16 protein-coding genes and 2 pseudogenes are annotated in these 25,591 nt (G+C 69.8%); 8 read left to right on the top strand and 10 right to left on the bottom strand.

Annotated features, from left to right (window positions below; genetic code table 11):
- Positions 1-81: 81 nt before the first annotated feature.
- Both AC6CH0_RS02670 and AC6CH0_RS02665 read left to right on the top strand, forming a co-directional pair.
- A pseudogene (locus AC6CH0_RS02670) lies at positions 82-1,806 on the top strand (amidase); the annotation flags it as partial.
- Positions 1,807-1,909: 103 nt separating this feature from the next.
- Entirely contained in the window at positions 1,910-2,227 is a 318-nt protein-coding gene (locus AC6CH0_RS02665) for an HNH endonuclease (RefSeq protein ID WP_498098142.1), read from the top strand.
- Positions 2,228-2,239: 12 nt separating this feature from the next.
- Here the strand turns inward: AC6CH0_RS02665 and AC6CH0_RS02660 are convergent, their stop codons facing one another.
- The 4 genes from AC6CH0_RS02660 to AC6CH0_RS02645 all read right to left on the bottom strand — a co-directional run bounded on the left by AC6CH0_RS02660 (position 2,240) and on the right by AC6CH0_RS02645 (position 6,020).
- Positions 2,240-3,262, bottom strand: a complete 1,023-nt coding sequence (locus AC6CH0_RS02660; RefSeq protein ID WP_498098140.1) for a hypothetical protein — start codon at positions 3,260-3,262, stop codon at positions 2,240-2,242.
- 1 nt (position 3,263) lies between these two features.
- Entirely contained in the window at positions 3,264-3,608 is a 345-nt protein-coding gene (locus AC6CH0_RS02655; protein WP_498098139.1) for a PadR family transcriptional regulator, read from the bottom strand.
- An 87-nt stretch (positions 3,609-3,695) separates the two neighbouring features.
- Positions 3,696-4,118 carry a hypothetical protein gene (locus AC6CH0_RS02650; protein ID WP_498098138.1) on the bottom strand — a complete coding sequence of 141 codons (423 nt, stop codon included), beginning with the start codon at positions 4,116-4,118 and terminating at the stop codon, positions 3,696-3,698.
- Between the two features lie 345 nt (positions 4,119-4,463).
- Positions 4,464-6,020, bottom strand: coding sequence for a molybdopterin-dependent oxidoreductase (locus tag AC6CH0_RS02645; RefSeq protein ID WP_498098136.1), 1,557 nt, complete (start codon positions 6,018-6,020; stop codon positions 4,464-4,466).
- A 164-nt stretch (positions 6,021-6,184) separates the two neighbouring features.
- On the opposite strand from AC6CH0_RS02645, the gene AC6CH0_RS02640 reads away from it, so the two are divergent.
- Entirely contained in the window at positions 6,185-8,497 is a 2,313-nt protein-coding gene (locus AC6CH0_RS02640; RefSeq protein WP_498098135.1) for an ATP-binding cassette domain-containing protein, read from the top strand.
- Between the two features lie 83 nt (positions 8,498-8,580).
- Here the strand turns inward: AC6CH0_RS02640 and AC6CH0_RS02635 are convergent, their stop codons facing one another.
- Positions 8,581-9,276, bottom strand: coding sequence for an alpha/beta hydrolase family protein (locus tag AC6CH0_RS02635; RefSeq protein WP_498098134.1), 696 nt, complete (start codon positions 9,274-9,276; stop codon positions 8,581-8,583).
- Positions 9,277-9,355: 79 nt separating this feature from the next.
- Between AC6CH0_RS02635 and AC6CH0_RS02630 the strand changes: the two are divergent.
- Positions 9,356-9,610, top strand: a pseudogene (locus AC6CH0_RS02630) (transposase); the annotation flags it as partial.
- Positions 9,611-9,670: 60 nt separating this feature from the next.
- On the opposite strand, the gene AC6CH0_RS02625 reads toward AC6CH0_RS02630, so the two are convergent.
- On the bottom strand, positions 9,671-10,546 hold the full coding sequence (locus tag AC6CH0_RS02625; RefSeq protein ID WP_498101122.1) for a hypothetical protein: 876 nt from the start codon (positions 10,544-10,546) through the stop codon (positions 9,671-9,673).
- Positions 10,547-10,889: 343 nt separating this feature from the next.
- Positions 10,890-11,981 carry a DUF2207 domain-containing protein gene (locus AC6CH0_RS02620; RefSeq protein WP_498098133.1) on the bottom strand — a complete coding sequence of 364 codons (1,092 nt, stop codon included), beginning with the start codon at positions 11,979-11,981 and terminating at the stop codon, positions 10,890-10,892.
- A 126-nt stretch (positions 11,982-12,107) separates the two neighbouring features.
- On the opposite strand from AC6CH0_RS02620, the gene AC6CH0_RS02615 reads away from it, so the two are divergent.
- Positions 12,108-12,329, top strand: coding sequence for a hypothetical protein (locus AC6CH0_RS02615; RefSeq protein ID WP_498098132.1), 222 nt, complete (start codon positions 12,108-12,110; stop codon positions 12,327-12,329).
- An 18-nt stretch (positions 12,330-12,347) separates the two neighbouring features.
- Here the strand turns inward: AC6CH0_RS02615 and AC6CH0_RS02610 are convergent, their stop codons facing one another.
- The 3 genes from AC6CH0_RS02610 to AC6CH0_RS02600 form a co-directional block, all read right to left on the bottom strand.
- Complete coding sequence (locus AC6CH0_RS02610) at positions 12,348-13,172, bottom strand: TspO-related membrane protein (protein WP_498098131.1); 825 nt, start codon at positions 13,170-13,172, stop codon at positions 12,348-12,350.
- Positions 13,173-13,389: 217 nt separating this feature from the next.
- The gene (locus AC6CH0_RS02605) at positions 13,390-14,418 is read right to left on the bottom strand and encodes an FUSC family protein (protein ID WP_498098130.1); all 1,029 of its coding nucleotides are present in this window, start codon (positions 14,416-14,418) and stop codon (positions 13,390-13,392) included.
- A 177-nt stretch (positions 14,419-14,595) separates the two neighbouring features.
- Entirely contained in the window at positions 14,596-16,533 is a 1,938-nt protein-coding gene (locus AC6CH0_RS02600) for a BCCT family transporter (protein WP_498098128.1), read from the bottom strand.
- 87 nt (positions 16,534-16,620) lie between these two features.
- On the opposite strand from AC6CH0_RS02600, the gene AC6CH0_RS02595 reads away from it, so the two are divergent.
- The 3 genes from AC6CH0_RS02595 to AC6CH0_RS02585 all read left to right on the top strand — a co-directional run bounded on the left by AC6CH0_RS02595 (position 16,621) and on the right by AC6CH0_RS02585 (position 25,591).
- Positions 16,621-18,279 carry a DUF885 family protein gene (locus tag AC6CH0_RS02595; RefSeq protein ID WP_498098127.1) on the top strand — a complete coding sequence of 553 codons (1,659 nt, stop codon included), beginning with the start codon at positions 16,621-16,623 and terminating at the stop codon, positions 18,277-18,279.
- A 32-nt stretch (positions 18,280-18,311) separates the two neighbouring features.
- Entirely contained in the window at positions 18,312-19,241 is a 930-nt protein-coding gene (locus AC6CH0_RS02590; protein ID WP_498098125.1) for a 5'-3' exonuclease, read from the top strand.
- A gap of 224 nt (positions 19,242-19,465) precedes the next feature.
- Complete coding sequence (locus AC6CH0_RS02585) at positions 19,466-25,591, top strand: OmpL47-type beta-barrel domain-containing protein (RefSeq protein WP_498098123.1); 6,126 nt, start codon at positions 19,466-19,468, stop codon at positions 25,589-25,591.

Below are 25,591 nucleotides of genomic sequence, written 5' to 3'. Positions count from 1 at the left end.
CAGCGAGCGTATCGAGACCAAGGGGAGGGTCTCGATACGACCGCTCCTTCGTCGCGGTCTTCTCGGCCGGCGGGGAAGGCGTACGACGTCGTCGAAGCGTCGATCGCCGAGTTGCGTGCGGCACTCGAGACGAATGTCGTCACGAGCGTCGAGCTCGTCGACGCATACCTCGCCCGCATCGAGGCGTACGACCGGCCAGGCACGTCGACCGCGCTCAACGCCCTCGTCGTGATGAACCCCGACGCGCTCGACGCGGCTCGCGCCTCCGACGAGCGTCGCGCCGCCGGCGAGACACTCGGCCCGCTCGACGGAATCCCGTACACCGCCAAAGACAGTTACCTCGCCCGCGGACTCACCGCCGCCGCCGGTTCGCCTGCGTTCGAGCACCTCATCGCGCAGCACGACGCGTTCGCGATCGAGCGGCTGCGCGCCGGTGGCGCCGTGCTCCTCGGCCTCACGAACATGCCGCCCATGGCCAACGGCGGCATGCAGCGCGGTGTCTACGGTCGCGCAGAGAGCCCCTACAACGCCGAGTACCTCACGGCCGCGTTCGGCTCGGGATCGTCGAACGGCTCTGGCACCGCGACCGCCGCCTCGTTCGCCGCGTTCGGCCTCGGTGAGGAGACCTGGTCGAGCGGCCGCGCGCCCGCGTCGAACAACGCGCTCTGCGCCTACACGCCCTCGCGCGGGGTCATCTCGGTGCGTGGAAACTGGCCGCTCGTGCCCACGATGGACGTCGTCGTGCCGCACACCCGAACCATGGCCGACCTGCTCGAGGTGCTCGACGTCATCGTCGCCGACGACCCCGAGACGCGCGGCGACTTCTGGCGGGTGCAGCCGTGGGTCGAGATCCCCGCGGCATCCGCGGTTCGCCCGTCGTCGTACAGTGCGCTTCAAGCGACGGATGCCGCGAGCGCACGCAGCTCGCTCCGCGGCAAGCGCTTCGGGGTGCCGCGCATGTACGTGAACGCCGACCACGAGGCCGGCACCGCGGAGCCCGGGCTCACGCCCGGCATCGGCGGCTCGACCGGGCAGCGCATCGACACCCGTGAATCCGTCATCGAGCTCTGGGAGGCGGCTCGCCGCGACCTCGAGGCCGCCGGCGCCGAGGTCGTGTTCGTCGACTTCCCCGTCGTCTCGAACTACGAGGGCGATCGCGCGGGTGCGCCGACGATCGCGACGCGGGGCCTCGTGAGCGCCGAGTACCTGCACCACGAGATCGTCGATCTCTCGGCATGGGCGTGGAACGACTTCCTCGCCGCCAACGGCGACCCGGCTCTGCACGCACTCGCCGACGTCGACGGCGCGCGGATCTTCCCGCACCCCGAGGGTGCGCTGCCCGATCGCTACACCGGCTTCGAAGACGAGATCGCCGAGTACCCCGGGTGGGCTCGCTCGCACCCGGGTGCCGCGCTCACCGACATCCCGTACCTGGAGTCGGGTATCCGCGGTCTGGAGGAGACCCGCCGCGTCGACCTCGAGCAGTGGATGGACGCGCTCGGCCTCGACGCCGTGGTCTTCCCCGCCGTCGCCGACGTCGGCCCCGCCGACATGGACGTGAACGAGGCATCCGCCGCCCTCGGCTGGCGCAACGGCGTGTGGGTCGCGAACGGCAATCTCGTGCCCCGGCACCTCGGCATCCCGACCGTCACGGTGCCCATGGGCACGATGCGTGACATCGGCATGCCCGTCGGCCTCACCTTCGCCGGACGCGCCTACGACGACACCGCACTGCTCGCGCTCGCGGCTGCCTTCGAGGCGACCGGCGAGCGCCGCACCCCGCCGCCACGCACACCGCGACGCTGACCGGGCGCGGCGACCCGGCGCGCACCGCCGCGCGAGCTAGTCTGGCGCCATGGCGGTGAGTCGGAGCCGTACGGCCGTGTACGCGAGGCGGCGGAAGCGCCGCATGGCGCTCAATACGCACGACCTCAGCGACGAGCAGTGGGCCGAGCTCATGATCGAGTGGCAGGGATGCGCGTACTGCGGAGCGAGCGATCGACCGCTGCAGCGCGACTGCGTGCAGCCGATCTCGCGCGGTGGCCGCTACACGCTCGGCAACGTCGTGCCGGCGTGCGGCTCGTGCAACGCGAGCAAGTCGAACGACGAGGTCACCTCGTGGCTGCGTCGCAAGAAGCTCGACGAACGGGCGTTCCTGATCCGGCACTACGAGATCGGTGCCGCCCTCGCCCTGCGCTTCCCCGTAGCCGAGGAGTTGCCCGACTGAGCGCGCCGGCGGTCAGGCTCGTGCGGCCGGCGCGCGCATCGGCAAGACCCCGCGCCGCAGCGTGATGACGATGCCGATCACCGTGATCACCATGATGCCGATGAGGCACACACGAACGACGTCGTCGGTCGTCGGTGCCGCGAAGACCGGGCCGGCCGCGAGGCACCAGGCGAGCAGGGCCAGCAACGCGACGTCGCTCACCAGCGAGATCAGCCGCGTGGCGCGGCTGTACCGCCCGGCGATGAGTACTGCGAACACGACTGCGAAACTCACAGCCCAGATCACGAGCACCCACGGCGCTCGCCACTGCAGGAACTCGGGATCGAACACGAAGGCGTCGAGGACCGGTTGCGGAAGGCCGGGGGCGAGCACCGCGAGCCATGGGAGTGCGATCAGGACGCTCGCGCCGAGCATCCAGAACGCCAGGGCGAGCACGAGTCCGAGCCGGTTGACGCGGTCGCGGTCGAGCACGGAGCGTGCGATCGGACGTGTGCCGGAGCCCGTGCCGGCGCTTGAGTCCGTACCGGCATCCGCGTCGGCAACCGCGGTTGCATCGCGACGATGGCGGATCATTGCGGCGATCAGGGTGACGCTGATCAGGAACCCGGGCCACCAGAACGAACCGAGTCCCCAGGAGAGCCACCAGCCGGCGAGCAGCGTCAACCAGTCTGTCGATCCGGTTGCGGCCGCCAAATCACTCGCGGCCGGGCCGAGGTACACCGCCGGCAGGGTGATCGCCCACTGCAGGGCGACGCCGCCGAGGGCGATCCAGGCGAAGCCGGGCGCGTCGGCCGGGCGGATGACGGTGAAGCCCGCCGGCCGGTAGCGATCGGCCACGTCTTGAGGGCGGCCGAATGCGGCGAGCAGTTCCATCACCATCGCCTCATCTGCTGGGCGTCCGACGTCTTCTGCCCGGCCCGCGAGCTCCTCGCGCAGCAGGGAGCGGAGCTCGAAGCCGACATCGGCTCGCTGCCGCCGCGGCAGTCGCCCGGTGACGTCGCCCACGTAGCTCTCGATGATGCTGCTCGGATCCATCTCAGATCTCCTCGTTCAACAGGCGGTCGACGACCGAGGCCAGTGAGCCCCAGGCCGCGGCCAGATGCCGGTAGGTTTCAGTTCCGCCGTCACTGAGCGTGTAGTAGCGGCGGGGCGGTCCGTCGTCGATGCGCCATTCCGAGGCGAGCAGCCCCTGCGCCTCGAGGCGTCGAAGCAACGGGTAGAGGGTGCCCTCCTCGATCGGCATGCCACGCTCGGCGAGTCCTTGGCGCAGCGAGTAGCCGTATTGCGGCGTGCGCAGCTGCGAGAGCACGGCGAGCACGAGCACACCCTTGCGCAGGTCCTGCTCGAACTTGCCCGACTGCTCGGGAGGGCTGGCTACCATGTAGATCACAGTACATAGCCGCACACAGTAAAGCAACGATCCGAGCGAACATCGAGTTGTTCGAGCGCCGCCAAGCGGATGGATCGGTCAGAGTGGCCGGGACTCCTCCATCAATCGGCGCAGACGCTCGGGGCTGAACAGAGCGAGTTCCGTCGTCGAGATGACGGTCGACATCGCCGCGAGGAGCCTGACCGCGACCGCCTGCAGTTCGGGCACCGACGCGCTTCCCCGGAGCAGATCGGTGTCGGCGAGGAGCTCGATCTCGTCGGCATGCTCTCCGAACGCCAGCGGGCCGAGGACTCTGATGTTCGAAGCGCCGAGCTCGGCGAACTCGCGGATGAGTCGGCGGCGACGGAGCGATAGTCGCTCGAGCAGTGGCAGCCGGTCGAATCTCGGGCGCTCGCCTGCCTTCCACCCGTCACCGCCGCGGCTGGCCTCGGCGAGGTCGGCGACGGCATCGCGCACCACGGACTTCTTCGTGCAACCGAGCAAGTACGCGAGCTCCGACACGAGACGATCGGTCTGCGCGTCGACTTTGATCGGCTTCTCGGTGATGGCGCTCCTCCTGATCGTGTCGGTGGTTCCGTGTGCCGCGTCGGAGACAACGTTCGCGGGAAAATCCGGTACCGAAGTACCGAAGTACCGACGTTCTGCGGACGGACACCAACTGCAGCACGCGCCTGGACCATCGCAGGGGTGGCGCCAGCTCGTGGTGGCGAACTCGCCGTGCGATTGGGTTGTGGAGGACGACTCGGCGCTGGCGCCGCTGTCGGGCCGGGCGGGCGCGCCGGGTGACCGGGCCGGGCGGCCAGGCCGGGTGGGCGTGCCGGACAGCCAGGCGGCCGCGGCGACCGCTCAGCGCACCTCGACCGTGCGCTCGTGCAGGCCCGTGGCGCCGTCGGGCACGACGCCCTGACGTGCGGAGGTCTGCACCTCGCCGTCGGCGCCGATGGCACGCACGCGCACGGTGTGCCTGCCCGCAGCGGCATCCGCCCACTGGTATCGCCACTGCACCCAGGTGTCGTCCGAGATCGCGGTCGCGAGTTCGGCGGCCCGCCAGTCGCCGTCGTCGACCTGCACCTCGACGCCCTCGACGCCGACGTGCTGGTGCCAGGCGACGCCGGCGATCATCGCGGCGCCGGCGTCGACCGCCTGCCCTTGGCGGGGCACGTCGATGCGCGAGGAGAGCTTGATGGGGCCGCGCTCGCTCCAGCCGCGGTCGGTCCAATAGGCGGATGCCGCGTCGAACCGCGTCACCTCGAGATCGACGACCCACTTCGTCGCCGAGACGTAGCCGTAGAGCCCGGGCACGACCATGCGCACCGGGAAGCCGTGCTCGGCGGGCAGCGGCTCGCCGTTCATGCCGACCGCGAGGATCGCGTCGCGATCGTCGGTGAGCACCGCGAGCGGCGTCGACGCCGTGAACCCGTCGACGCTGCGGGAGAGCACCATGTCGGCGTCGGCGGTGGGCGCAGCTCGCGCGAGCAGCTCGCGAACGGGGTACCCGAGCCACACCGCGTTGCCGATGAGCTCGCCGCCGACCTCGTTCGAGACGCACGCGAGGGTCGTGATGCTCTCGTCGAGGGGGAGGGCGAGCAGCTCGTCCCAGGTGAGGGTGACCTCGCGGTCGACCATGCCGTGGATGCGCAGGCTCCACGTTGCCGGATCCACCGCGGGCACCGCGAGTGCGGTATCGATGCGGTAGAACTCCCCGTTCGGGGTGATCACCGGGGCGAGGCCGTCGATGCCGAGCTCGGCGCCCGGGGGCACGGTGGCCGTGGTGACGGCCTTCGGCAGCGTGATCGCATCGCGCACCGCCGTCACGGCGCGCGTGCCGGCCTGCAGCGCGTACCCGCCGGCCGCCGTGAGGGCCCCGAGCACCACCGCGCCGCCCGCCCACCCGAGGAAGCGGCGCCGGTCGATGCCCGCGTTGTCGGCATCGTCGGCGTCGGCGTCGTCGCTCACCGCAGAGAGCCGCCGGAGCAGGAACATCAGCGTCACCACCGCGGCGATCGCCGCGAGTGCCGACGGCGCGATCGCGAGCATCGAGGAGTTCGCACGGGTTGAGGCGGCGACGGCGCCGACCACGCCGACGAGGGCGATGAGCACGCGTCCGAGTGGCGGCCGCCGCGCCTCGAGCACTCCTGCGGCGCCCGCGACGGCGAGCAGCACGAGACCGATGCCCACGAGCAGGGCCGCCTTGTCGGCCGTGCCGAACAGACCGATCGCGGCGTCCTTCGCCCACGACGGCGCGATATCGATGAGCAGCGCGCCGACGACCACGAACGGGCTCGATGCCGGGGCGAGTACGGCCGCTGCGAGCTCGCCGACGCCGACCCCGAGGGCGACCGAAGCCACACCCGCAGCCGCGGGCAGCACCCACCCGCGCGCGGGGCCGCTCGTCTCGGGCATGTGCCCAGCGTAGACGCGCGGCCCGGCACCCGGGCCCGATCGCGGGCGACGTTCCCCGCTCCGTAAGATCTCGAGCGCCCGACATCCGCTCGCCCGGATGTCGCACCCCCGTGTCAGAATCGTGAGTTGCGGGCGCGCCGGCCCGCGCCGAGGGGAGCTGCCGAATGACCGCGACCGAACAGCCCATGACCGACCACGCCACGACCGACCACATCGCCGACGCGCACGACCTCATCGAGGTGCGCGGTGCACGCGAGAACAACCTGCAGAACGTCTCGCTCGACATCCCCAAGCGCCGCCTCTCGGTCTTCACGGGCGTCTCGGGGTCCGGCAAGTCGAGCCTCGTGTTCGGCACGATCGCCGCCGAGTCGCAGCGCCTCATCAATGAGACCTACTCGGCCTTCCTGCAGTCCTTCATGGCCTCGCCGTCGCGGCCCGAGGTCGACAGCCTGCGCAACATCTCGGCCGCGATCATCGTCGATCAAGAGCGCATGGGCGCGAACTCCCGCTCGACCGTCGGCACCGCGACCGACGCCCACGCGATGCTGCGCATCATCTTCTCGCGACTCGGCCAGCCCTACGTCGGCCCGAGCTTCCACTTCAGCTTCAACGTGCCGGCGGGCATGTGCCCGCGGTGCGAGGGCATGGGCGAGGTGAACGACATCGACCTCGACCAGCTCTTCGACCGCGAGAAGTCCCTCGCCGAGGGCGCGATCACCATTCCCGGCTACACCGCCGACGGCTGGATGGTGCGCATCTACTCAGCGAGCGGCTTCCTCGACGCCGAGAAGAAGATCCGCGACTACACCGAGCAAGAACTGCACGACTTCCTCTACAAAGAGGGCGTCAAGGTCAAGGTGCAGGGCATCAACATGAGCTACGAGGGGCTCGTGAACAAGGTGCAGAAGAGCCTGCTCTCCAAAGACCGCGACGCGATGCAGCCGCACATCCGGGCCTTCGTCGACCGCGCCGTCACCTTCACCGCGTGCCCCGAGTGCGGCGGCTCGCGACTCAACCAGGCGGCACTGGCGTCGAAGATCAAGGGCATCAACATCGCGGATGCAGCGGCGATGCAGATCTCCGACCTGGCCGTGTGGCTCGACGACCTGCACGATCCGGCGATCGGCCCGCTCGTCGAGACCCTCAAGGAGACGATCGACTCCTTCGTCGAGATCGGCCTCGGCTACCTCAGCCTCGACCGAACCTCCGGCACCCTCTCGGGCGGCGAGGGGCAGCGCGTGAAGATGATCCGGCACCTCGGCTCGAGCCTGACCGACATCACCTACGTCTTCGACGAGCCGACGGTCGGCCTGCACCCGCACGACATCCAGCGCATGAACGAACTGCTCATCCGCTTGCGCGACAAGGGCAACACGGTGCTCGTCGTCGAGCACAAGCCCGAGGTCATCGAGATCGCCGATCACGTCGTCGACCTCGGCCCCGGTGCCGGCCGCGCCGGCGGCACGATCTGCTTCGAAGGCGACGTCGCGGGGCTCCGTGCCTCCGGCACGCTCACCGGGCGCCACCTCGATCATCGCGCCACCTTGCGCGAGACCGTGCGCGAGGCATCCGGCCACCTGCAGATCCGTGACGCCCGTCAGCACAACCTCACCGGGGTCGACGTCGACCTGCCGCTCGGCGTGCTCACCGTCGTCACCGGCGTGGCGGGGTCGGGCAAGTCGTCGCTCATCCACGGCAACGTGCCGAAGTTCGACAACGTCGTGGTCGTCGACCAGGCGCCGATCCGCGGTTCGCGCCGTTCGAACCCGGCGACCTACACCGGGCTGCTCGACACCATCCGCACGGCGTTCGCGAAGGCCAACGGCGTGAAGCCGGCGCTCTTCAGCGCCAACTCGGCTGGCGCGTGCCCGAACTGCAAGGGCATCGGCCTCGTCTTCACCGACCTCGCGATGATGGCCGGCGTCGCGAGCGTGTGCGAAGAGTGCGGGGGCAAGCGGTTCACGGCCGAAGTGCTCGAATACACGCTGCGCGGCAAGAACATCAGCGAAGTGCTCGACATGCCGGTCGACGCGGCCCTCGAGTTCTTCGAAGAGAAGCCCGCGCGCGCCGTGCTGCAGCGGCTCAGCGACGTCGGCATCGGCTACCTCGGCCTCGGCCAGTCGCTCAACACGCTCTCGGGCGGTGAGCGCCAGCGGCTGAAGCTCGCGATCAACATGGCGAAGAAGGGCTCGATCTACGTGCTCGACGAGCCGACGACCGGCCTGCACCTCGCCGACGTCGACAAGCTGCTCGCGCTGCTCGACCGGCTCGTCGACGACGGCAACACCGTCATCGTCATCGAGCACCACCAGGCCGTGATGGCGCACGCCGACTGGATCGTCGACCTCGGTCCGGGCGCCGGTCACGACGGCGGGCGCATCGTGTTCGAGGGCACGCCGCGCGAGCTCGTCGAAGCAGCGACGACGGATGCCGCGACGCTCACCGGCACGCACCTGCGGGCGTACGTCGGGGCGTAGGTCTCGATACGGCCGTCGGTCGAGGAGCGACGAAGGAGCGTATCGAGACCACGCGACAGGGTCTCGATACGGCCCTGGCGGGCCTACTCGACCGGCGGGTGGTTCGCTCGCACGAATGCCGCGACCGGCGGCGCGAGCGCGGCGCCGATCTCGGCGGCGGGGCGCTTGGCGCCCTTGATCTCGAACGAGTGGTTCGCGTCGGTGATCCAGTCGATCGTGGCGTTCGGGCCGATGCGCCGCACGACGTCGTCGAGCTGATCGTTGGGCGCCGCGAACGGGTCGTTGCGTCCCTGCAGGAAGAGCATCGGCACGGCGATGCCCGGCAAGTGCTCATCGCGCGGCTTCTCGGGCTTGCCCGGCGCGTGCAACGGGTAGCCCAAGAAGACGAGCCCCGCCACGGCCATGCCCTCGGCGACGGCCATCGACGCCATGCGCCCGCCGAATGACTTGCCCGCCGCCCAGATCGGTTCGTCGGGGCGCCCGTCATCGGCCGCGCGTGCGGCGGCGGCGTCCGTCACCGCGCGCCACGTGGCGATCGCGACCGGCGGCCGGTCGGGGAATCGCCGCCCCGCTTCGCGGTACGGGAAGTTGAAGCGGAGCGTCGCGAATCCGTTGTCGTTGAGCGCCCGGGTGAACCCGCTCATGAACGGATGCTCCATGCCCGCGCCGGCACCGTGCGCGACGATGATCGTGGCCGCCGGCGCCGGGGGCCGCGCGTAGACGGCCGAGACGGCCACGCCGTCGACGTCGATCGTGATGGACTGCTCGCCGGTCGTCATGCCTCAATGCTGCCGCATGCGCGGGTCGGCGCGCGCTGCTCGGCACACTGAACCGGGCCGGGTTTGATGCCGTTTCCTCTTGTGTGAAGGATGGCAGTCATGCCCAAGAAGTATCCTCAGGAGCAGCGCGACCGGGCGACGCGGGGTTCTCGATTATCTCGATGAATACGCGTCGTTGACGCTCGCGTGCGAGAAGGTCGGCGCGAAGCTCGATATCAGTAAGGAGTCGCTGCGGCAGTGGGTGCGTCAGGCCCAGATCGACCGGAGGGGATCGCCCGATGTGACGTGGGCGGAGTCCGCGCGGATCAAGGAACTCGAGCGAGTGAACCGGGACCTGCGTGAAGCGAATGAGATATTGAAGGCGGTTACGGGCGCTTTTATGCGTGCGACGCGACTATGCCTGAGAGAACTCGGGAAAGCACTCTTTCTGGACGTCGCTGCCATGGGTGTACCAGCGCAGTCCGTCTGGACTGTCCATCGCATCCGAGTAGCACTGAGCATGAAGCGCCACCCTTCGGGAGTCGAACATGCATATGGCTACGCCGACAAGCTCGAGCTTTGCGTGCGCAGGCTCCGGGCGGAACGTCGCATTCAGCTGCCCTTCCACTTGTATTGATGGGTAGAGCCAGCCGTCGTGCATCTCTGGCGGGAGGTCGTAGTTGTACTTCGCGAGGAGTTCTGACAGGTAGTACTCGCCGCCGTTGGGGTCGCTCATCGGGCGCACGAACTGACGGGCGAAGAACTCAGCGATCAGGCGATCGCTTTCGTCCGAGAACAGGAGGGGGCCGGACGAGTCGACCGGGAGGCCGATGCCGGTCAGCGACACGCCCTGTGTCGCCTGGAATTTCACGAGACTGAATCGCTCTCCGTCACCAACCCGGATCTCCAGGGGTGCGGCGCGGGGAATCGTGAGGCAGGTGTACAACAGCGACTCGTTCGGTTTGTTGAGCCGTCCGGCGTCTTTCACATATCGACCAGGCGGCTCCCATGCGTCAGCCGCGGAGCGCATGTCTCTGAGCGGGATCGTGTGGTCGTCCGGTGCGAGCGAGCGCGCCCTCCAGAACACGGTCCCGGATGGATAGCAGTGGGTGGACATGGGCAGTACGGCTGAGTAGGGCTCGCCCGGTTTGGCTGCCGATGTCGAGACGACCCACATGAGCTCGTCGTAGAGCTCGTCTGCCGGCAGGCTCGTGACGTCGAGGCCGTCGAAGCGGCGAACGCGCTCCTCGAACACGTGCTTGTCGAACGAGCCTCGCGCCTGGTTAGTCATGCGCCGAGGCTAGTCGGCGATCGGGCCGGTGGCAGTTGGGCCTTCCGGGCGAGCCATTCATTGAGCCACGCGGCGGTGCCTCCATCGCGGGTGGACGCGGCCGCGAGCTCGTGGACGGCACGACGGCCGGCTGCGATGAGCTCGCCCGTCAGCTTCGGAACGTCCACCGGATCTCAACCGCCTTCGTTCGCTTCGCGAAGGTCGGGGAACCAGCCTTCTGGTGCCGGGTCGCACGGCAGCCGTTCGCCGGCCTTTCGAGGTGGCTGACGGCTTCCGGGAAGCTCCACCAGTCGGTCTCGCAAGCGTTGCGACGTGTATGGGGCAGGACGACTCGCGAAGTTCGCTACGAGTCGAAGAGCTCGAAGATGCCGCCGATGCCCTCGATCACGTTGCCGGCTCCGTCGGCGAGGTCGCCGACCGCTGCGGTCAGCTCGATGACGTTTCCGGCGGCGTCGATCGCGAGCGCGATGTCGGCGGTGACCTCGACGAGACCACCGAGGGTCTCGAGGTTGCCGAGTTCGGTGGCCTCGAGCTTGAGCTTCGCGATCCACTCGCGCTCGAGGCCGAAGAGCACGGCGTAGGGCAGCAGCCGCTCGTGCAGGTGGAACCGGGTGACCGCGGCAGCGACGGGCGCGGCGAGCGTCGTCGGGGTGGCCGCCGGCGGCGTGATCGGCGCCGAGGCATCCGTCGCTCGCAGCTCTGCACCGCTCGGCGACTGGAGCACGCGCAGCCGCTCGGCTTCGGCGAGCGTGATGTACTGCCGGAGGCCCGCGAGGTGCTCGCGCCGCGCGTCTGCGGCGGGGAGGAACTTGCGCCACGACGCCGGGGTCACGAAGATCGTCGCGATCGTCGCGCCGAGGGCGACGAGTGTCGCGATGAGCGCCGGCCACTCGCCGCCGATGATCGTGATGACGAGGAACAGTGCCTCGACGAGCATGCCGAGGTAAGCGAGCACCGTGAGCGTGACGCCCGGCCACGTCACTCGGCGTTCGGCCACGAGCCCGTCGCGCGCGAGGGCGTGCTCGGTGTTCAGCAGCAGGCTCTTCAGGCGGCCGGCCAGCGCACGCCGGTCGGAGGAGAAGCGGCGCACGCGTGTGCCGGTGTGCTCGGGGCCGAAGAGCACCTCGAGCAGTGCGCCTTCCTCGGCCGCGAGCACGGCACCGGGAACCAGCTCGACGCCGATCGGTTCGCGCTTGCCCTCGCCGGCGAGCAGGCGCACCTTGCGTTTGACGGCGAGGTCGATGAGCGCCGCGGATGTCGCGCGGCGATCGGCGTCGACGAGCAGTGCATCGCGAAGCACCGTCGTACCGGGTTCGGGGGTGTACTGCACCACGCGGGGCGTCACCCGCTGGGCGGCGACGGCGCGCGCGACGAGCCCGAGCCCGAGAATGAGGAAGGCGGGAACGATCGCGAACACGATGGCGGCGGTCAGCACGCGCCCAGTCTAGGGATCCGCGGGGGTCGCTCGTTTGCACGTCTTCCGTGCGCGTTGCGCACGACGGTTGCGCGACGCGCGTGCGCGCTGCCGCCGATGTCGGAGGCCCGGCGTACCGTGACGGTCATGACGAAGCAGATGCAGCACAACGCACCGAACCTGGTGGTCGACGAGCCGTGTCCGCGCTGCGATTCGCTCGCGGTGCGCGCGATCGTCTACGGCCCGCTCGACTTCGCGGTCGAGGCATCCGACATCTCCGGCGCGCTCGCCCTCGACGATGCGCCGATCTTCGATTGCCGCGAGTGCGGCTTCGAGTGGGGCGCTGCCGTTCGCGACCTGCTCGGCTAGGGCCTGAGGTGAGCCTCCCTACGCGGTGAGCAGTGCCGCCGGAGCGTCTCGGGGCGACAGCCTGGCCCAGACGGTCGCGACGACGACGGCGAGCACCGCGACGAGGGCGGCGATGCCGGTCGCGGTCGACGCCGGGGCATCCGTCAATCGGGCGATCGCCACCCAGGCGAGACCCCAGCCGAGCGCGAGCGTCGGTGCGATGCGCCCGCGGCCCCACGCCGCGATCGCCACGCCGACGATGCCGGCGACCGTGATCACCGACACCGCCCACACCTCGGGCGCGATGCCCCAGCCGTCGAAGCCGGCAGCGACGAGGGCGGCGGTCACGTTCGCCGCCGTGGCGACGCAGACCCAGCCGAGGTAGAGGCCCACTGTGCCGTCGGTGATGACCGCGTCGACCTTCGACGTCGGGGGCGTCGCCCGGCAGACGCGGAAGGCGGCGATGAGCACCACGAGCAGCACGGCGATGACGGGCACGCTGAGCCAGAGCTGGTCGAACTGGATGCTGAGGATCCACGCCGCATTCAGCAGCAACGATGCCGCGATGAGGTAACCGAGCCGGCGATGCCGGGTCGCCGCGCGCTGCGAGGGCAGGAACTGCCAGATCGCGTAGGCCACGAGTCCGAGGTAGATGAGGCTCCAGATGGAGAACGCCCCGCCGCCGGGCGCGATGAGGGTCGCATCTGCGGCGAGCGCACCGCCCGCGGCATCCTGGATCGGCGTGCCGCCGGCAGCGCCCGACCCGATGAACGAGCCGATCACCGCCAGCACGGCGCTGACCGCCACCGTCAGCTGCCTCGTCAGGTCGCGGCCGTTCGAGGGCGCATCGGAGGTCGAGTTCATGTCTGCTCCTGCCGTCGTCGTCGGATCTCGGTCGAGCTGCTTCCAACGTATCCGCGACGGAGCGGCCGGCGCCTCGAACTTCCGATTGATTCGAGCTTCAGCGCGATTGCCGTGCAGGTCGTTGCGTCACCGCAGGCGAAGTACCGAAGTACCGAAGTACCGAAGTACCGAAGTACCGAAGTACCGCCGATCTGGAGGGCGAACATCTCCTGCTGCGCTACTCGTCGACGAGCTCGGCGCGGATGCGCCGCAGGTCTTCCATGAGCGAGCCGATCAGGATCCAGTGGCCGGACCTCGGCGGAGTCACGACGAGCGGCGAGGTGAGCGCCGGGATCGCCGACGTCATCGGCTCGGGGTCGACGTCGGCGAGATGCACCGCGAGGCGCACGTCGTGCGCTGCCCGGCGCAGCTGTTCGGCGATCGCCTGCACGGTCGGCTCGTCGGCCAGCGCCGCGTCGTAGTGGTCGAAGAAGGCGCGGGTCATGCCGATCACCTGCGTGACGATCGGGCCGAGCCGGTCGAGGAGCGTGCGCAGCTCGGTGAGCTCCGTGCGATGCGCTGAGCGGCGGGGGTTCAACGTGAGCGATTCCTCGCCCGTCGAGATCGAGGCATCCGCTGCATCGCGCATCGGTCGCATGAGGCGGGCCTCGACCATGAGGCGCTGCAGGTCGCCCGCCGATTGCGGGCTCTCGAGGGCGCTCGCGAGGCGGTCGAGGGATGCCGCGAGCTCGCCGGCGAGCAGGGAGATGTCGCGTCGGGCCGGGGCGAGTGCGACCGGTGGCACGATGAGCGCGTTGACGACGATGCCGATCGCCGCTCCGATCAACGTCTCGATGATGCGGTCGACCGAGTACTGCGGTGAGGAGGAGCCGAGCGCCAGCACGAGCATCGCGCTGATCGCGACCTGGTTCGACGTGCCCGGCGTCATCTTCAGCGACCACGCCACGAGCATCGCGATCACGATGGCGACGAGCACGACCCAGCTGTACTGCCCGAACACCAGCGAGAGGCCTGTGGCGACGAGCACGCCGAGGATCACGCCGATCGAGCGCTCGATCGCCTTGCCGAGCGACTGGTTCACGCTCGGCTGCACGACGAGCAACGCCGCGATCGCCGCGAACACGGGGAGCTGGCCCGGGATCAGCCAGCCCGCGAGGAGCCACGCCGCGATCGTCGCCACCGACGCCTTGGCGACCTGCAGGATCGGCACGCGCCGGGACGCGCGGAACGTGTCGGTGATGCCCATGTCACTCATTCTCCGCGCTCGTCGGTCGAGGAGCGACGAAGGAGCGTGTCGAGACCCACGGGGTGGTCTCGATACGCTCGCTGGCGCTCGCTACTCGACCGGCGGTGGGCTCGCCCGTCGACCGGCGGTGGGCTCGCTTCGACCGGCGGTGGGCTCGCCCGTCGACCGGCGGGTGGGTCACCGCGGAAGCGACCGCGGATCGTCCTCACCGTGCTCGGGCACGTCGGGGTCGTCGTGATCGGCGAGCGGATCGTGGTCGACCACCTCGTCGACGTCGGCGAGCGGCACGGCGTCGGGGAGTGCGTTCTCCTCCGCGAGCAGCGCGGGTGAGACCCGTCTGGGCGTCACCGAGGCATCCGTGCCCAGTCGCAGGCGTCGCCGGAGCCCGTGAACCCAGCGCGGCGTGCTCGCGACGAGTCCGCGCTCGAGCGGCACCTCGACTTCGAGTCCGTAGTGCTCGCCGATGTGGTCGATGAACTGGGCGCGTTCGGCCTTCGCGTACGCGCGACGTTCCCGGGTGAAGGCGATGATCGTCGACCAGCAGATGAGCAGCATGACGATGCTGAACGGCAGCGCGATGATGATCGCCGCGGTCTGCAGCGCGGTGAGCCCGCCGGTGAGCAGCAGCGCGATCGCGAGCAGCGCGGTGATCACGGTGAAGAAGGTGCGCACCCAGCGCTTGGGATTCAACTGCCCGCCGGTGGCGATCATGCCCATCACGAGAGCGCCGGAATCGGCCGAGGTGATGAAGAAGATCGTGATGAGCACGATGACGCCGACCGTGAGCACCGGGGTCCCGGGAACGTACGCGAGCAACTGGAACAGCGCGCTCTCGACGTTGACGGTGCCGTCGGGCTGGGTGAGTGCCCCGGGGTCGGCGAGCTCGATCGCGAGGGCGGAGCCGCCGAGGACCGCGAACCAGAGGATTCCGATGAGCGTCGGCACGAGGATGACGCCGGCGACGAACTGGCGCACGGTGCGGCCTTTCGAGACCCGCGCGATGAAGATGCCGACGAACGGCGCCCAGGAGATCCACCAACCCCAGTAGAACGAGGTCCACGAGGCCTGCCATTCCTCACCGGCCGTGCCCTGGAAGGCGCTCACGTTGAACGAGAGGCCGACGAAGTTCTGGATGTAGTTGCCGATGGACTGCACGAACTCGCGCAACAGGAACTCGCTCGGGCCGAAGCTGAGCAGGTACAGCACGAGCATGCCGGCGAGCACGAGGTTCGTGGTCGAGAGCCACTTCATGCCCTTCGTGAGCCCCGAGAGCACCGAGCCGAGCACGAATACCGAGATGACCAGGATGATGACGACCTGCGACAGGGCGCTCGGCTCGAGGATGCCGACGGAGTCGAGCCCGGCGCTGATCTGCAGCACGCCGAGGCCGAGCGAGGTCGCGACGCCGAACAGGGTGCCGACGAGGGCCACGACGTCGATCGCGTGACCCCAGCCGCCCTCGACGCGCTTGCCGAGCAGCGGCTCGAGGGTCCAGCGAATCGAGATCGGCCGGCGTCGGCGGTGAATGGCGTAGGCGAGCCCCAGCCCGACCACGACGTAGATCGACCACGCATGCACGCCCCAGTGCAGGTAGGTCTGGCTGAGCGCCTGTTGCGCGAGCGCCTCTGGCGTGCCCGTGACGCCGGGGCGGGGCGAGACGAAGTGGCTGAGCGGTTCGCTGACGCCGTAGAACACGAGCCCGATGCCCATGCCCGCGGCGAAGAGCAGCGAGAACCAGGAGAGCAGCGAGAACTCGGGCTCGTCGTCGTCACGTCCGAGCTTGATGTCACCGAAGCGGCTGAACCCGACGAAGAGGCTGAAGGCCACGAAGAACGCGGCGATGAGCACGTAGTACCAGTTGAAGGTGTTGACGATGCTCGTCTGGATCGCGCCGAACATCGCCTCCGCCGCATCGGGGGCGATCAGTGCGAATGCCACGAACAGCGCGACGACCGCGGCGGCCGGCCAGAACACCCAGCGCTGCACGGGCGGCAGGGACCTGCGCGGCAGTGTTTCGCCCGGAACGCCCACCCCCGGGGCCGGTGGCACTGGGTCGTCCGCGGCGTGCGCGGCGTGGCGGGCGTGCTCGGTCGGCTCGTTCGGCGTACCGCTCATGCGCTCAACGCTAGCGAGGCCGGTCGCCCGGCGCACCGGCCCGCGCCGCACCTGCACGTGTCTGCGGTCGCGGCTATCGTGGCCGGCATGGCCCAGATCGACGACGACCTCGCCCGCCTCGGCTCCGAATTCTGGCAGTGGCGTGCCGTGAACTCGTTCCGCACCTCCGACGACATCCCGCGCATCGAGCGGCCGGCGGGCTGGCTGCCGCGATTCGACCCCGAGGGCATCGAGGCGCAGCGGCGCGGGCTCGAACCCTTCGTCGAGCGCTGGCGGGCGAGGGATGTCGCCGCGTTGCCGATTCCCGATCAGATCGACCACCGGCTGTTGGGGTCGGCGCTCGCGCGCGTGCGCTGGGAACTCGACGTGCTGCGCAACTGGGAGCGCGACGCCGTGTTCCTCACGAGTCAGGTCCTCGGCCCGTGGTTCGACCTGCTGCTCGCCCCGCCGCCGTTCGACACTGGGCGGCAGGCTGATCTGGTGACGGTGCTCACCGCCATGCCCCGTGCGGTCGAGCACGCGATCGCCAACCTCGAACGTGCCGGCGTCGCCACCCTTGCACGGGTGGCGGCCGCCGAGCTCGCCGGCATCGGGCCGCGGCTCGCCGATTCCGTCGCAGCGCTCACCGAGCACGTCGACGCTGAGACGGCGACCGCGCTCGCCGAGGCGCAGCCCGCCGCGAGCACGGCGCTCACCCGGTATGCGCAGTGGCTCGAAGCATCCGCCGGCAGCTTCGGCGCCGACGTCATCGTGGGCCGTGACGCCTTCGTCTGGTACCTGCGTCACGTGGCGCTCGTCGCCGCTGAACCCGAAGAGCTCGTGCGCGCGGCCCTGCACGACTACCGGGGCGCGATCGTCGCCGAGACGCTCAGTCGCAACCGGCACCGTGACGTGGCGCCGGCGCCACTCGCGCGCGACGTCGCCGCCGAGGTCGCCGACCAGGCCGAGCGGGAGCGCGAGGTGCGGGCGTTCTCCGACCACGCGGGTCTGCTGAGCCAGCCCGAGTCGCTTCGGCACTACCTTTTCTCGGCCTACCCGGCGTACCTCGAACCCCTCGCGTTCCTCGGTGTCACCGACGACCTCACGAGTGAAGGGCGGCGCGAGCACGACGCCGTGTCGTACGTGCCGGCGCCGGCGGTCGAGTTGCCGTACTTCGACGCAGCCAACGCGCGCGACCCGCGCCTCGGCATCATCCACGAGGGGGCGCACAGCCAGCAGCTCGCGCTGTCGTGGGGTCACCCGCGCGTGATGCGCCGGCACTACGTCGATTCGGTCGTCAACGAGGGCATCGCCCACTACAACGAAGAGCTCATGCTCGATGCCGGGCTCTTCGACGACGCGCCGCACTCGCAGACGACGGTGCACAACTTCATGCGGCTGCGGGCACTGCGAGTGGTCGTCGACGTGAACCTCGCGACCGGGGTGTTCAGCCTCGACGAGGCGGTCGACTTCTTCGTGCGCCTCGTGCCGATGGATGTCGAGACGGCGACCGAAGAGACCTCGGTCTACGTCGCAACGCCCGGTCTCGCCATGTCGTACCACGTGGGCAAGCACGAGGTGAAGCGGCTGTTCGCCGACGCTGCGGTCGCCCGCGGCGAGGGCTTCTCGCTGCGCGAGTTCCATGACTCGCTCTGGCTGAACGGCAACGTGCCGGTCTCGCTGCAGCGCTGGGAACTGCTCGGCGACCGGGGTGACGTCGACGTGCTCGATGCGGCCGGAGAGTGGGTCGAGACCTTCCCGGGGTAGGAGCGCGGGCGGCGCCGTGCCATGATCGGCCTGTGGCCGACCGACTGATGCTCCTCGACACCGCCTCTCTCTACTTCCGCGCGTTCTACGGCGTGCCCGACTCGATCACCGCGCCCGACGGCACCCCCGTCAACGCGGTGCGCGGGCTGCTCGACATGATCGCCCGGCTCACCGCCGACTTCGAGGCGACGCACCTCGTCGCCTGCTGGGACGACGACTGGCGGCCGGCATGGCGGGTCGAGCTCATCCCGAGCTACAAGGCCCACCGGGTCGAGCAGGTCGTGCCGGGCAGCACCGACGTCGAGGAGACACCGGGCGGCCTCATCGCGCAGATCCCGCGCATTCGCGAGGTGCTCGGCCTCCTCGGCATCCCGATCGTGGGGGCGGCCGAGCACGAGGCCGACGATGTCATCGGCACCCTCGCCACGGGCGCGTCGATGCCCGTCGACGTCGTCACGGGCGATCGCGACCTGTTCCAGCTCATCGACGACGAGGCATCCGTGCGGGTCATCTACACTGCACGCGGCATGAGCAAGCTCGAGGTGCTGACCGATGCATCGGTCGTGGCGAAGTACTCGGTGCTGCCGCAGCAGTACGTGGACTTCTCGGTGATGCGCGGTGACACCTCCGACGGCCTGCCGGGCGTCGCGGGCGTCGGCGAGAAGACCGCGGCGTCTCTGCTGCGCGAGTTCGTCGACCTCGAGGGCATCCGGGCGGCGGCAGCGGATGCCTCGGCGCCGATGTCGGCGACCATGCGAGCGAAGTTCGCCGCCGCGTCCGACTATCTCGACGTCGCCCCCACGGTCGTCGGCGTCGTGCGCGACCTCGAACTGGGAGAGTTCGACGCCCGGCTTCGCCCGGTAGCGGGTGCACGACGCGATGCCCTCGAAGCGCTCGGAGCCGATTGGAACCTCGGCGGCTCGGTGCCGCGTGTGCTCGCAGCGCTCGACGCGATCGGCTGAGTACGAGGTTTCGACCCGCGGCTTTTCGGGTTCGCCGAAACATTCCGAAAAGGATTGCGGTGGCGCTGCCCGCGCCGATACGTTGCCTTCACGTGCGTTGTGCTCACCGGTGAGCAACGACGGGAGAGGGAATGGACGACGTGGTCTGGGCATCGAGAAGACGAGGGCGGGGCGCGCGGGGTGCGCTCGCGACCGCCGCCATTGCGGCAGTCGTAGGCAGCACATTGCTGGCCACGCCGGCATTTGCGGCGAATAGCGATATCGGGTATCCGACATTCACCGGAAGCGAGCAGCCGATCCCCGACACCGGGGTCGAGTACACGCCGGCCGGTCAACTGCAGGCGATCTTCGACGCTGACCTCGCTGCCGGAGCGGGTGCCACCACCGAAAACGATTTCTGGATCGATGAGATGCTCGCGCGCACCGGCACGGCCGGCAGCCACGGCGACAACAACCAGTGGATCTTCACTCGCGGCCGCGCTGCGTTCATGAAGGAGCACACGCCGGGAGCCCTCGGGTTCGCCGGGCAGCTCGCCTACTGGGAGTCGATCGACGGGCGCGGCGGCTACACGATCACGGCGCTCGTCGGCGGCTCGAACGTGACCCTCACCGAAGACACGGCCCAGCGCAAGCAGACGCCGAGCTACTGGCGCAGCGTGCACCGCAACGCCGGTGCCGGGCTCGAGGTCGTCCAGACGAAGTTCATCACCGACGCCAACGTGCTCGTCACGAATCTCGAGCTGCGCTCGACCGGCCCGGCGCTCGACGTCACCGTGCGCGCGGTGTCGCCGTACGTCTCCATCGTCGAGGGCGGCGAACTCACCGGCACGGTCGACGCGCTCAACGACCTCACGGTGCTGCACCCGAGGTTCTCGGGCGACGGCTTCACTCCGGCCGACGGCGCGCTCGAGGCATCCGTCGCCGTGCCCGCCGGAGGCAGCGCGACGACGAAGGTGCAACTCGGCCTCGTGACCGATGAGATCGCGGCCTCCCGCACCGAATACGACGCCGTGCGCGCGACAGCGCCCGGCGCCGCGTACACCTCGCACGTCACCGCCTACAACCGGTGGTGGGCCGAGAACGTGCCCTACCTCGACACGCCTGAAGACAACATCGACAAGACGCTGTTCTACCGCTGGTGGCTCATGCGGTTCAACTTCCTCGACGCCGACATTCCCGGAAACACGTACCAGTTCCCGACCTCGATGGAGGGCGTGCTCGGCTACAACAACTCGATCGTGCTCACGACGGGCATGTTCATCGACGACCTGAAGTACTTCCGCGACCCGATCTACTCGTACGGGCCGTGGGTCGCCGCCGGCGAGACCTCGAAGAGCGCGAAGTTCGTCGACAACCCCGGCGACCCCGCCAACTGGTCGAACAGCTACACCCAGTACATCTCCGAGGCGGCCTGGCGTTCGTATCAGCTGCACGGCGGCCCGACCGCCATCGCCGAGAACCTCGCGACCTACGCCGAGAACGACGTCGAGGGACTGATCGACGCCTACGACAGCGACGACAGCGGACTCATCGACTACAACTGGGGCGCGATGACCGGCAACGACGCCGATGCCGTGTCGTTCCACGAGCGGCCGAACGCGTACATGGATCGTGCCGAGAACGCCTACCTCTACTCGAACGCGACGGCCGCCGCCGAGGCGTACCGCCTCGCGGGCGACACCGCCAAGGCCGACGAGATGGACGCTTTCGCGCAGAACATCAAGACGAAGGTGCTCGACCTGCTCTGGGACGCGGACGAGAACCTGCTGAAGCACCGGTGGACGAGTGATGGCGCCCACGCGAAGTGGAAGGAGATCAACAACTACTACCCCTTCAGCGTCGGACTGATGCCGAAGCCCGGAGACGCCGACTACGACGACGACTACGTCGATGCGCTGCGGCTCTTCGCGGATGACTCGGAGTACCCGATCTTCCCGTTCTACACGGCGAACCAGGCCGACCAGGCCGACTACGGCGGACCGGGCTCGAACAACTTCTCGGTCATCAACTCGACGGTCACCTTCCGCATGGTCTCGCGCGTCCTGCGCGACTACCCGACCGACGCGATCGACGCCGACTGGTACAAGAAGCTCCTCTACTGGAACGCCTGGGCGCACTACCAGAACGGCGGCGACAACCGTCTTCCCGACCAGAACGAATTCTGGTCCGACGGCTCGGCCGACCCGCAGTCGATCGGCTACCGGTCGTGGATCCACCACACGATCCTCGGCGCCACGAACTTCACGATGATCGAGGACGCGATGGGCCTGCGTCCGCGCAGCGACGCGAAGATCGAGCTCGACCCGATCGGCATCGGCTGGGATCACTTCTCGGCGAACAACATCCGATACCGCGATCGCGACCTCACCGTCACGTGGGACGAGCCCGGCGGCACCGACCACTACGGGCCAGCGGTGCCCGACGGGTACTCCGTCTTCCTCGACGGCGAGCTCGCGTTCACCGTCGACGACCTCGCACACGTGATCTACGACCCGGCGACGGGCGAGCTGGAGATCGAGGGCGACGCCCAGCAGGTCACGGCGAACACCTCGCCGGTGCAGGCACCGGAAGAGGTGCGCTTCGCAGAGGGCGCTCGCGTGATCGACCTCTTCGCCAAGGCCGGGGCGGATGTCGCGACCGCGAGCACCGGCTCGGCGAACCTCGCTGCCGGCGCGCCCGTCTCGGCGACCTTCTCGGCGAGCGGACGGGCTGCGGAAGCCGCCGTCAACGGCACGACCGTGAACGAGCCCTTCTGGGGCACCGCCGGCTCGCCGAACGCGAAGGACTCGATCACGGTCGAGCTCGGCGGCGAGCAGACGTTCGACGATGCACGCGTGTACTTCTATGATTCCTCGTCGAGTGCGACCGTCGCGGGCTACCGCGAGCCGGCCGTCTACACCCTCGAGGTGCGCCAGGGCGGCGAGTGGTCGCCGATCCCGCAACAGGCGCGCACCCCCGTCTACCCACGGGCGAACCTCAACCAGGCGCAGTTCCCCGAGGTCACGGGCGATGCCGTGCGGGTGACGGTCACCCACGCCGGCGGCGCGAAGACCGGCATCAAGGAGGTGCAGCTCTTCAGCACGGGCGTCGAGGCGCCGGCGTCGACGAACCAGGCACCGCTCGTCACCGCCTGGCAGGACGTGCAGGCGTCGACCGCCGGTGAGGCGGCGCTCGTCGGCACGGCCAAGGACGACGGACTGCCGGGCGGCGATCTCGCCGTGGACTGGTCGATCGTCTCCGCACCCGATGGCGCGACGGTGCTGTTCGACGACCCGGCCGCCGCATCGACGACCGCTCGGTTCTCGGCAGACGGCACGTACGTGTTGCGGCTCACCGCCGATGACGGCGAGGCCGCGAGTTCGGTCGACGTCACCGTGCAGGGCGAGGTCGCCGCACGCGGCATGAACGTCGCGCCCGACGCCACGCCGACGGCCGAGTTCACGGCCGGCTGGAACAACGTGAACGCCGTCAACAACGGCACGGTGCTGCACACCGGCGGAGCCCAGACCGAGCTCTGGGGCACGTGGTCGGGTTCGCACCCGGCGACGCGCTGGCTGCAGTACGAGTGGGACGAGCCCGTGCGGGTCTCGGGCGCAGAGGTGAGCTTCTGGCGCGACCAGAACGACGTGAACTCGGCATCCGGCGTCAACGTGCCGAAGTCGTGGAAGGCGCAGTACTGGGACGGCGGTGCGTGGGTCGACGTTCCCACGCCCGGCGAGTACGGCGTGCTCCGCGACGAGCCGAACTCGACCGAGTTCGGCGCCGTGACCACGACGCGCCTCCGCCTCGTGCTGAGTGCGATGGGCTCGGGCACGAGCTTCGCGGCGGTCGGCGTGAGCGAGTGGAAGGTGTTCGCCGACGCGCCGGTGTCGATCGAGCCGATCGACGTGCGAACGAACGTGGGCGAGCTGCCCGAGCTGCCCGCGACCGTCGACGGCACGTTCACCGACGGCAGCCACGGTGACCTCGAGGTCGCGTGGGCACCGGTCACCGCCGATCAGGTGGCCGGCGAGGGGAGCTTCACCGTCGCAGGGATCGTGGCGGGTTCGCCCGTGCCCGCCTCGGCGACCGTGTGGGTGCGGGCGACCGCGCCCGGCCAGGTGAACGCGGTCGACCCGGTCGCCGTTCAGACCTCTGCGGGCGTCGCGCCAGACCTGCCGGCGCTGCTCGGCGTGCTCTACAACGACGGCTCCCGCGAGGACCTGCCCGTCGAGTGGGACGCGGTCGACCCGGCCGACTACGCGAGCGACGGCGAGTTCACCGTCGATGGCGAGGTGCAGACCGAGCTGCCGGGCGCGACCACCGCCCTCGCGACGGTGTCCGTCGGCGGTGGCTCGACCGGCCCCGACACGCAGGCTCCCGCGGTCACGCTCACGACGGCGCCCGAGGCGCCGGCATCGGGCTGGTACCGCGGCGAGGTCACGCTGTCGGCGTCGGCCACTGACAACCGCGACCCTGCTCCAGCGATCGAGGTGCGCGTCGACGGGGGCGCCTGGACGGCGTACTCCGCACCGGTCCTCGTGTCGGCCGAGGGTTCGCACGTGGTCGAGGCGCGGGCGACGGATGCCGCGGGCAACGTGTCGAGCGTTCCCGAATCCGAGTTCCGCATCGACGTGACGGCTCCGGCCCTCACGATCGCGACCGACGCGGTTGGTCGCACCGTCAAGGCGACGGCGGCCGATGGCGGCTCGGGTGTCGCCTCGCTCGAGTACCGCTTCGCCGGTGAGACCGACGAGGAGTGGCGAGCGGTGACGGGGTCGATCCTCGTCGGGCTCGACGAGGTGCGCATCGAGCTGCGGGCCACGGATGTCGCGGGCAACGTGAGCGCCGTGGAGGAACGCACGGTGCCCGCGAGCGACGGGAACCACCGCCGCAACGTGGCACTGCTGGCGACGCCGACTGCCTCGGTCACGGCCGGTTGGAACCGGGTGACCGGGCTCAACGACGACGTGCAGCCGACCTCGTCGGGCGACGTCACGCCGAACGACAACACCAACGTGTGGGGCGCATGGCCCGAGATCGGCGAGCAGTGGGTGCAGTACGACTGGACGGAGCCGGTCACGATCGGCGAGCTCGGCGTGTACTTCATCTCGAACCTCGACGAGGCGGGCCTCGGCATCGATGCACCCAAGGCATGGCACGCCGAGTACTGGGACCCCGAGTCCGGTGACGCCGGCGGCTGGGTGCCCATCGAGGCATCCGCCGACTACGGAGTCGCGCTCGACGAGTACAACGTCGTCGAGTTCGCACCGGTGACCACGACGAAACTGCGGCTGCAGCTGGAGGCGTCCGGCACGGAGTCGGGAGCCGGCAGCCTCGGCATCAAGGAATGGCAGGTCTTCGAGGCGCCGCCCGTCGAGGTGCCCGACACCCAGGCGCCGGTCGTCACTCCGGCGATCGACCCGGCACTGCCGGCGAGCGGCTGGCACACGGGAACGGTCACCGTCTCGGCGACCGCGCTCGATGATCGCGACGACGCTCCATCGATCGAGGTGCAGCTGGGCGACGGCGTATGGGCCGCCTACGCCGACGGTGTGCCGGTCGAGGACGACGGCGTGCACATGGTGCGGTTCCGTGCGACGGATGCCGCGGGCAACGTGTCGGAGCCGGTCGCGGTCGAGGTGCGACGCGACGCGACGGCGCCGACGGGATCGCCGGCGTTCGACGTCGACACCCGCACGGTGACGGTCGGATCCGGTGATGCCGCGTCCGGGGTCGCCCTCGTCGAGCTTCGACTCGGCGACGGCGCCTGGACGGCCTACACGGCCGCGGTCGTCGTCGGCGATGCGGCCACCACGGCGCGAGTGCGGGTGACGGATGTCGCGGGCAACGTCTCGGACATCGCGGAACTCGCGATCCCGGCCAAGTCGACCGGCCCCGGGCCGGGCGAGGAGCCCGAACCGAGCGGGTCGCTGACCGGCGACGAGGTGATGCGCATCGGCGTGACGCAGGTCGCTCCGGGCGGCACGTTGCCGATCTCGCTCACGGGCGCCCAGCCGGGTGCGGTGTTCGCGGTCGAGTTCCGCTCGGAGCCGACGCGCATCGGCACCCTCGTCGTGGGCGACGACGGCACTGCGTCGGGCACGTTCATCGTTCCGGCGAACGCCGAGCCGGGTTTGCACGCCGTGGCGCTCATGGTGCCGGACGGCGAGCTGACCGCGACGGTCACGGTGGTCGCTCCGGGGACGAGCAGCCCCGGGGCCGGCACGACCGGGCCGAGCGGCTCGATCGCCTCGACCGGGGTGCCCGAGATCACGGGGGCCATGGTGTGGATCGCGCTCGGCGCCATCGTGGTCGGGCTCGGCATCGCCCTGGTGACGGCGCGCCGCCGTCGCCGACCCACCGAGTGA

This window comes from Agromyces sp. GQ35 (assembly GCF_059758475.1).
Note: the sequence above shows the minus strand (reverse complement) of the source record. Positions and strands in the feature narration are given on the sequence as shown.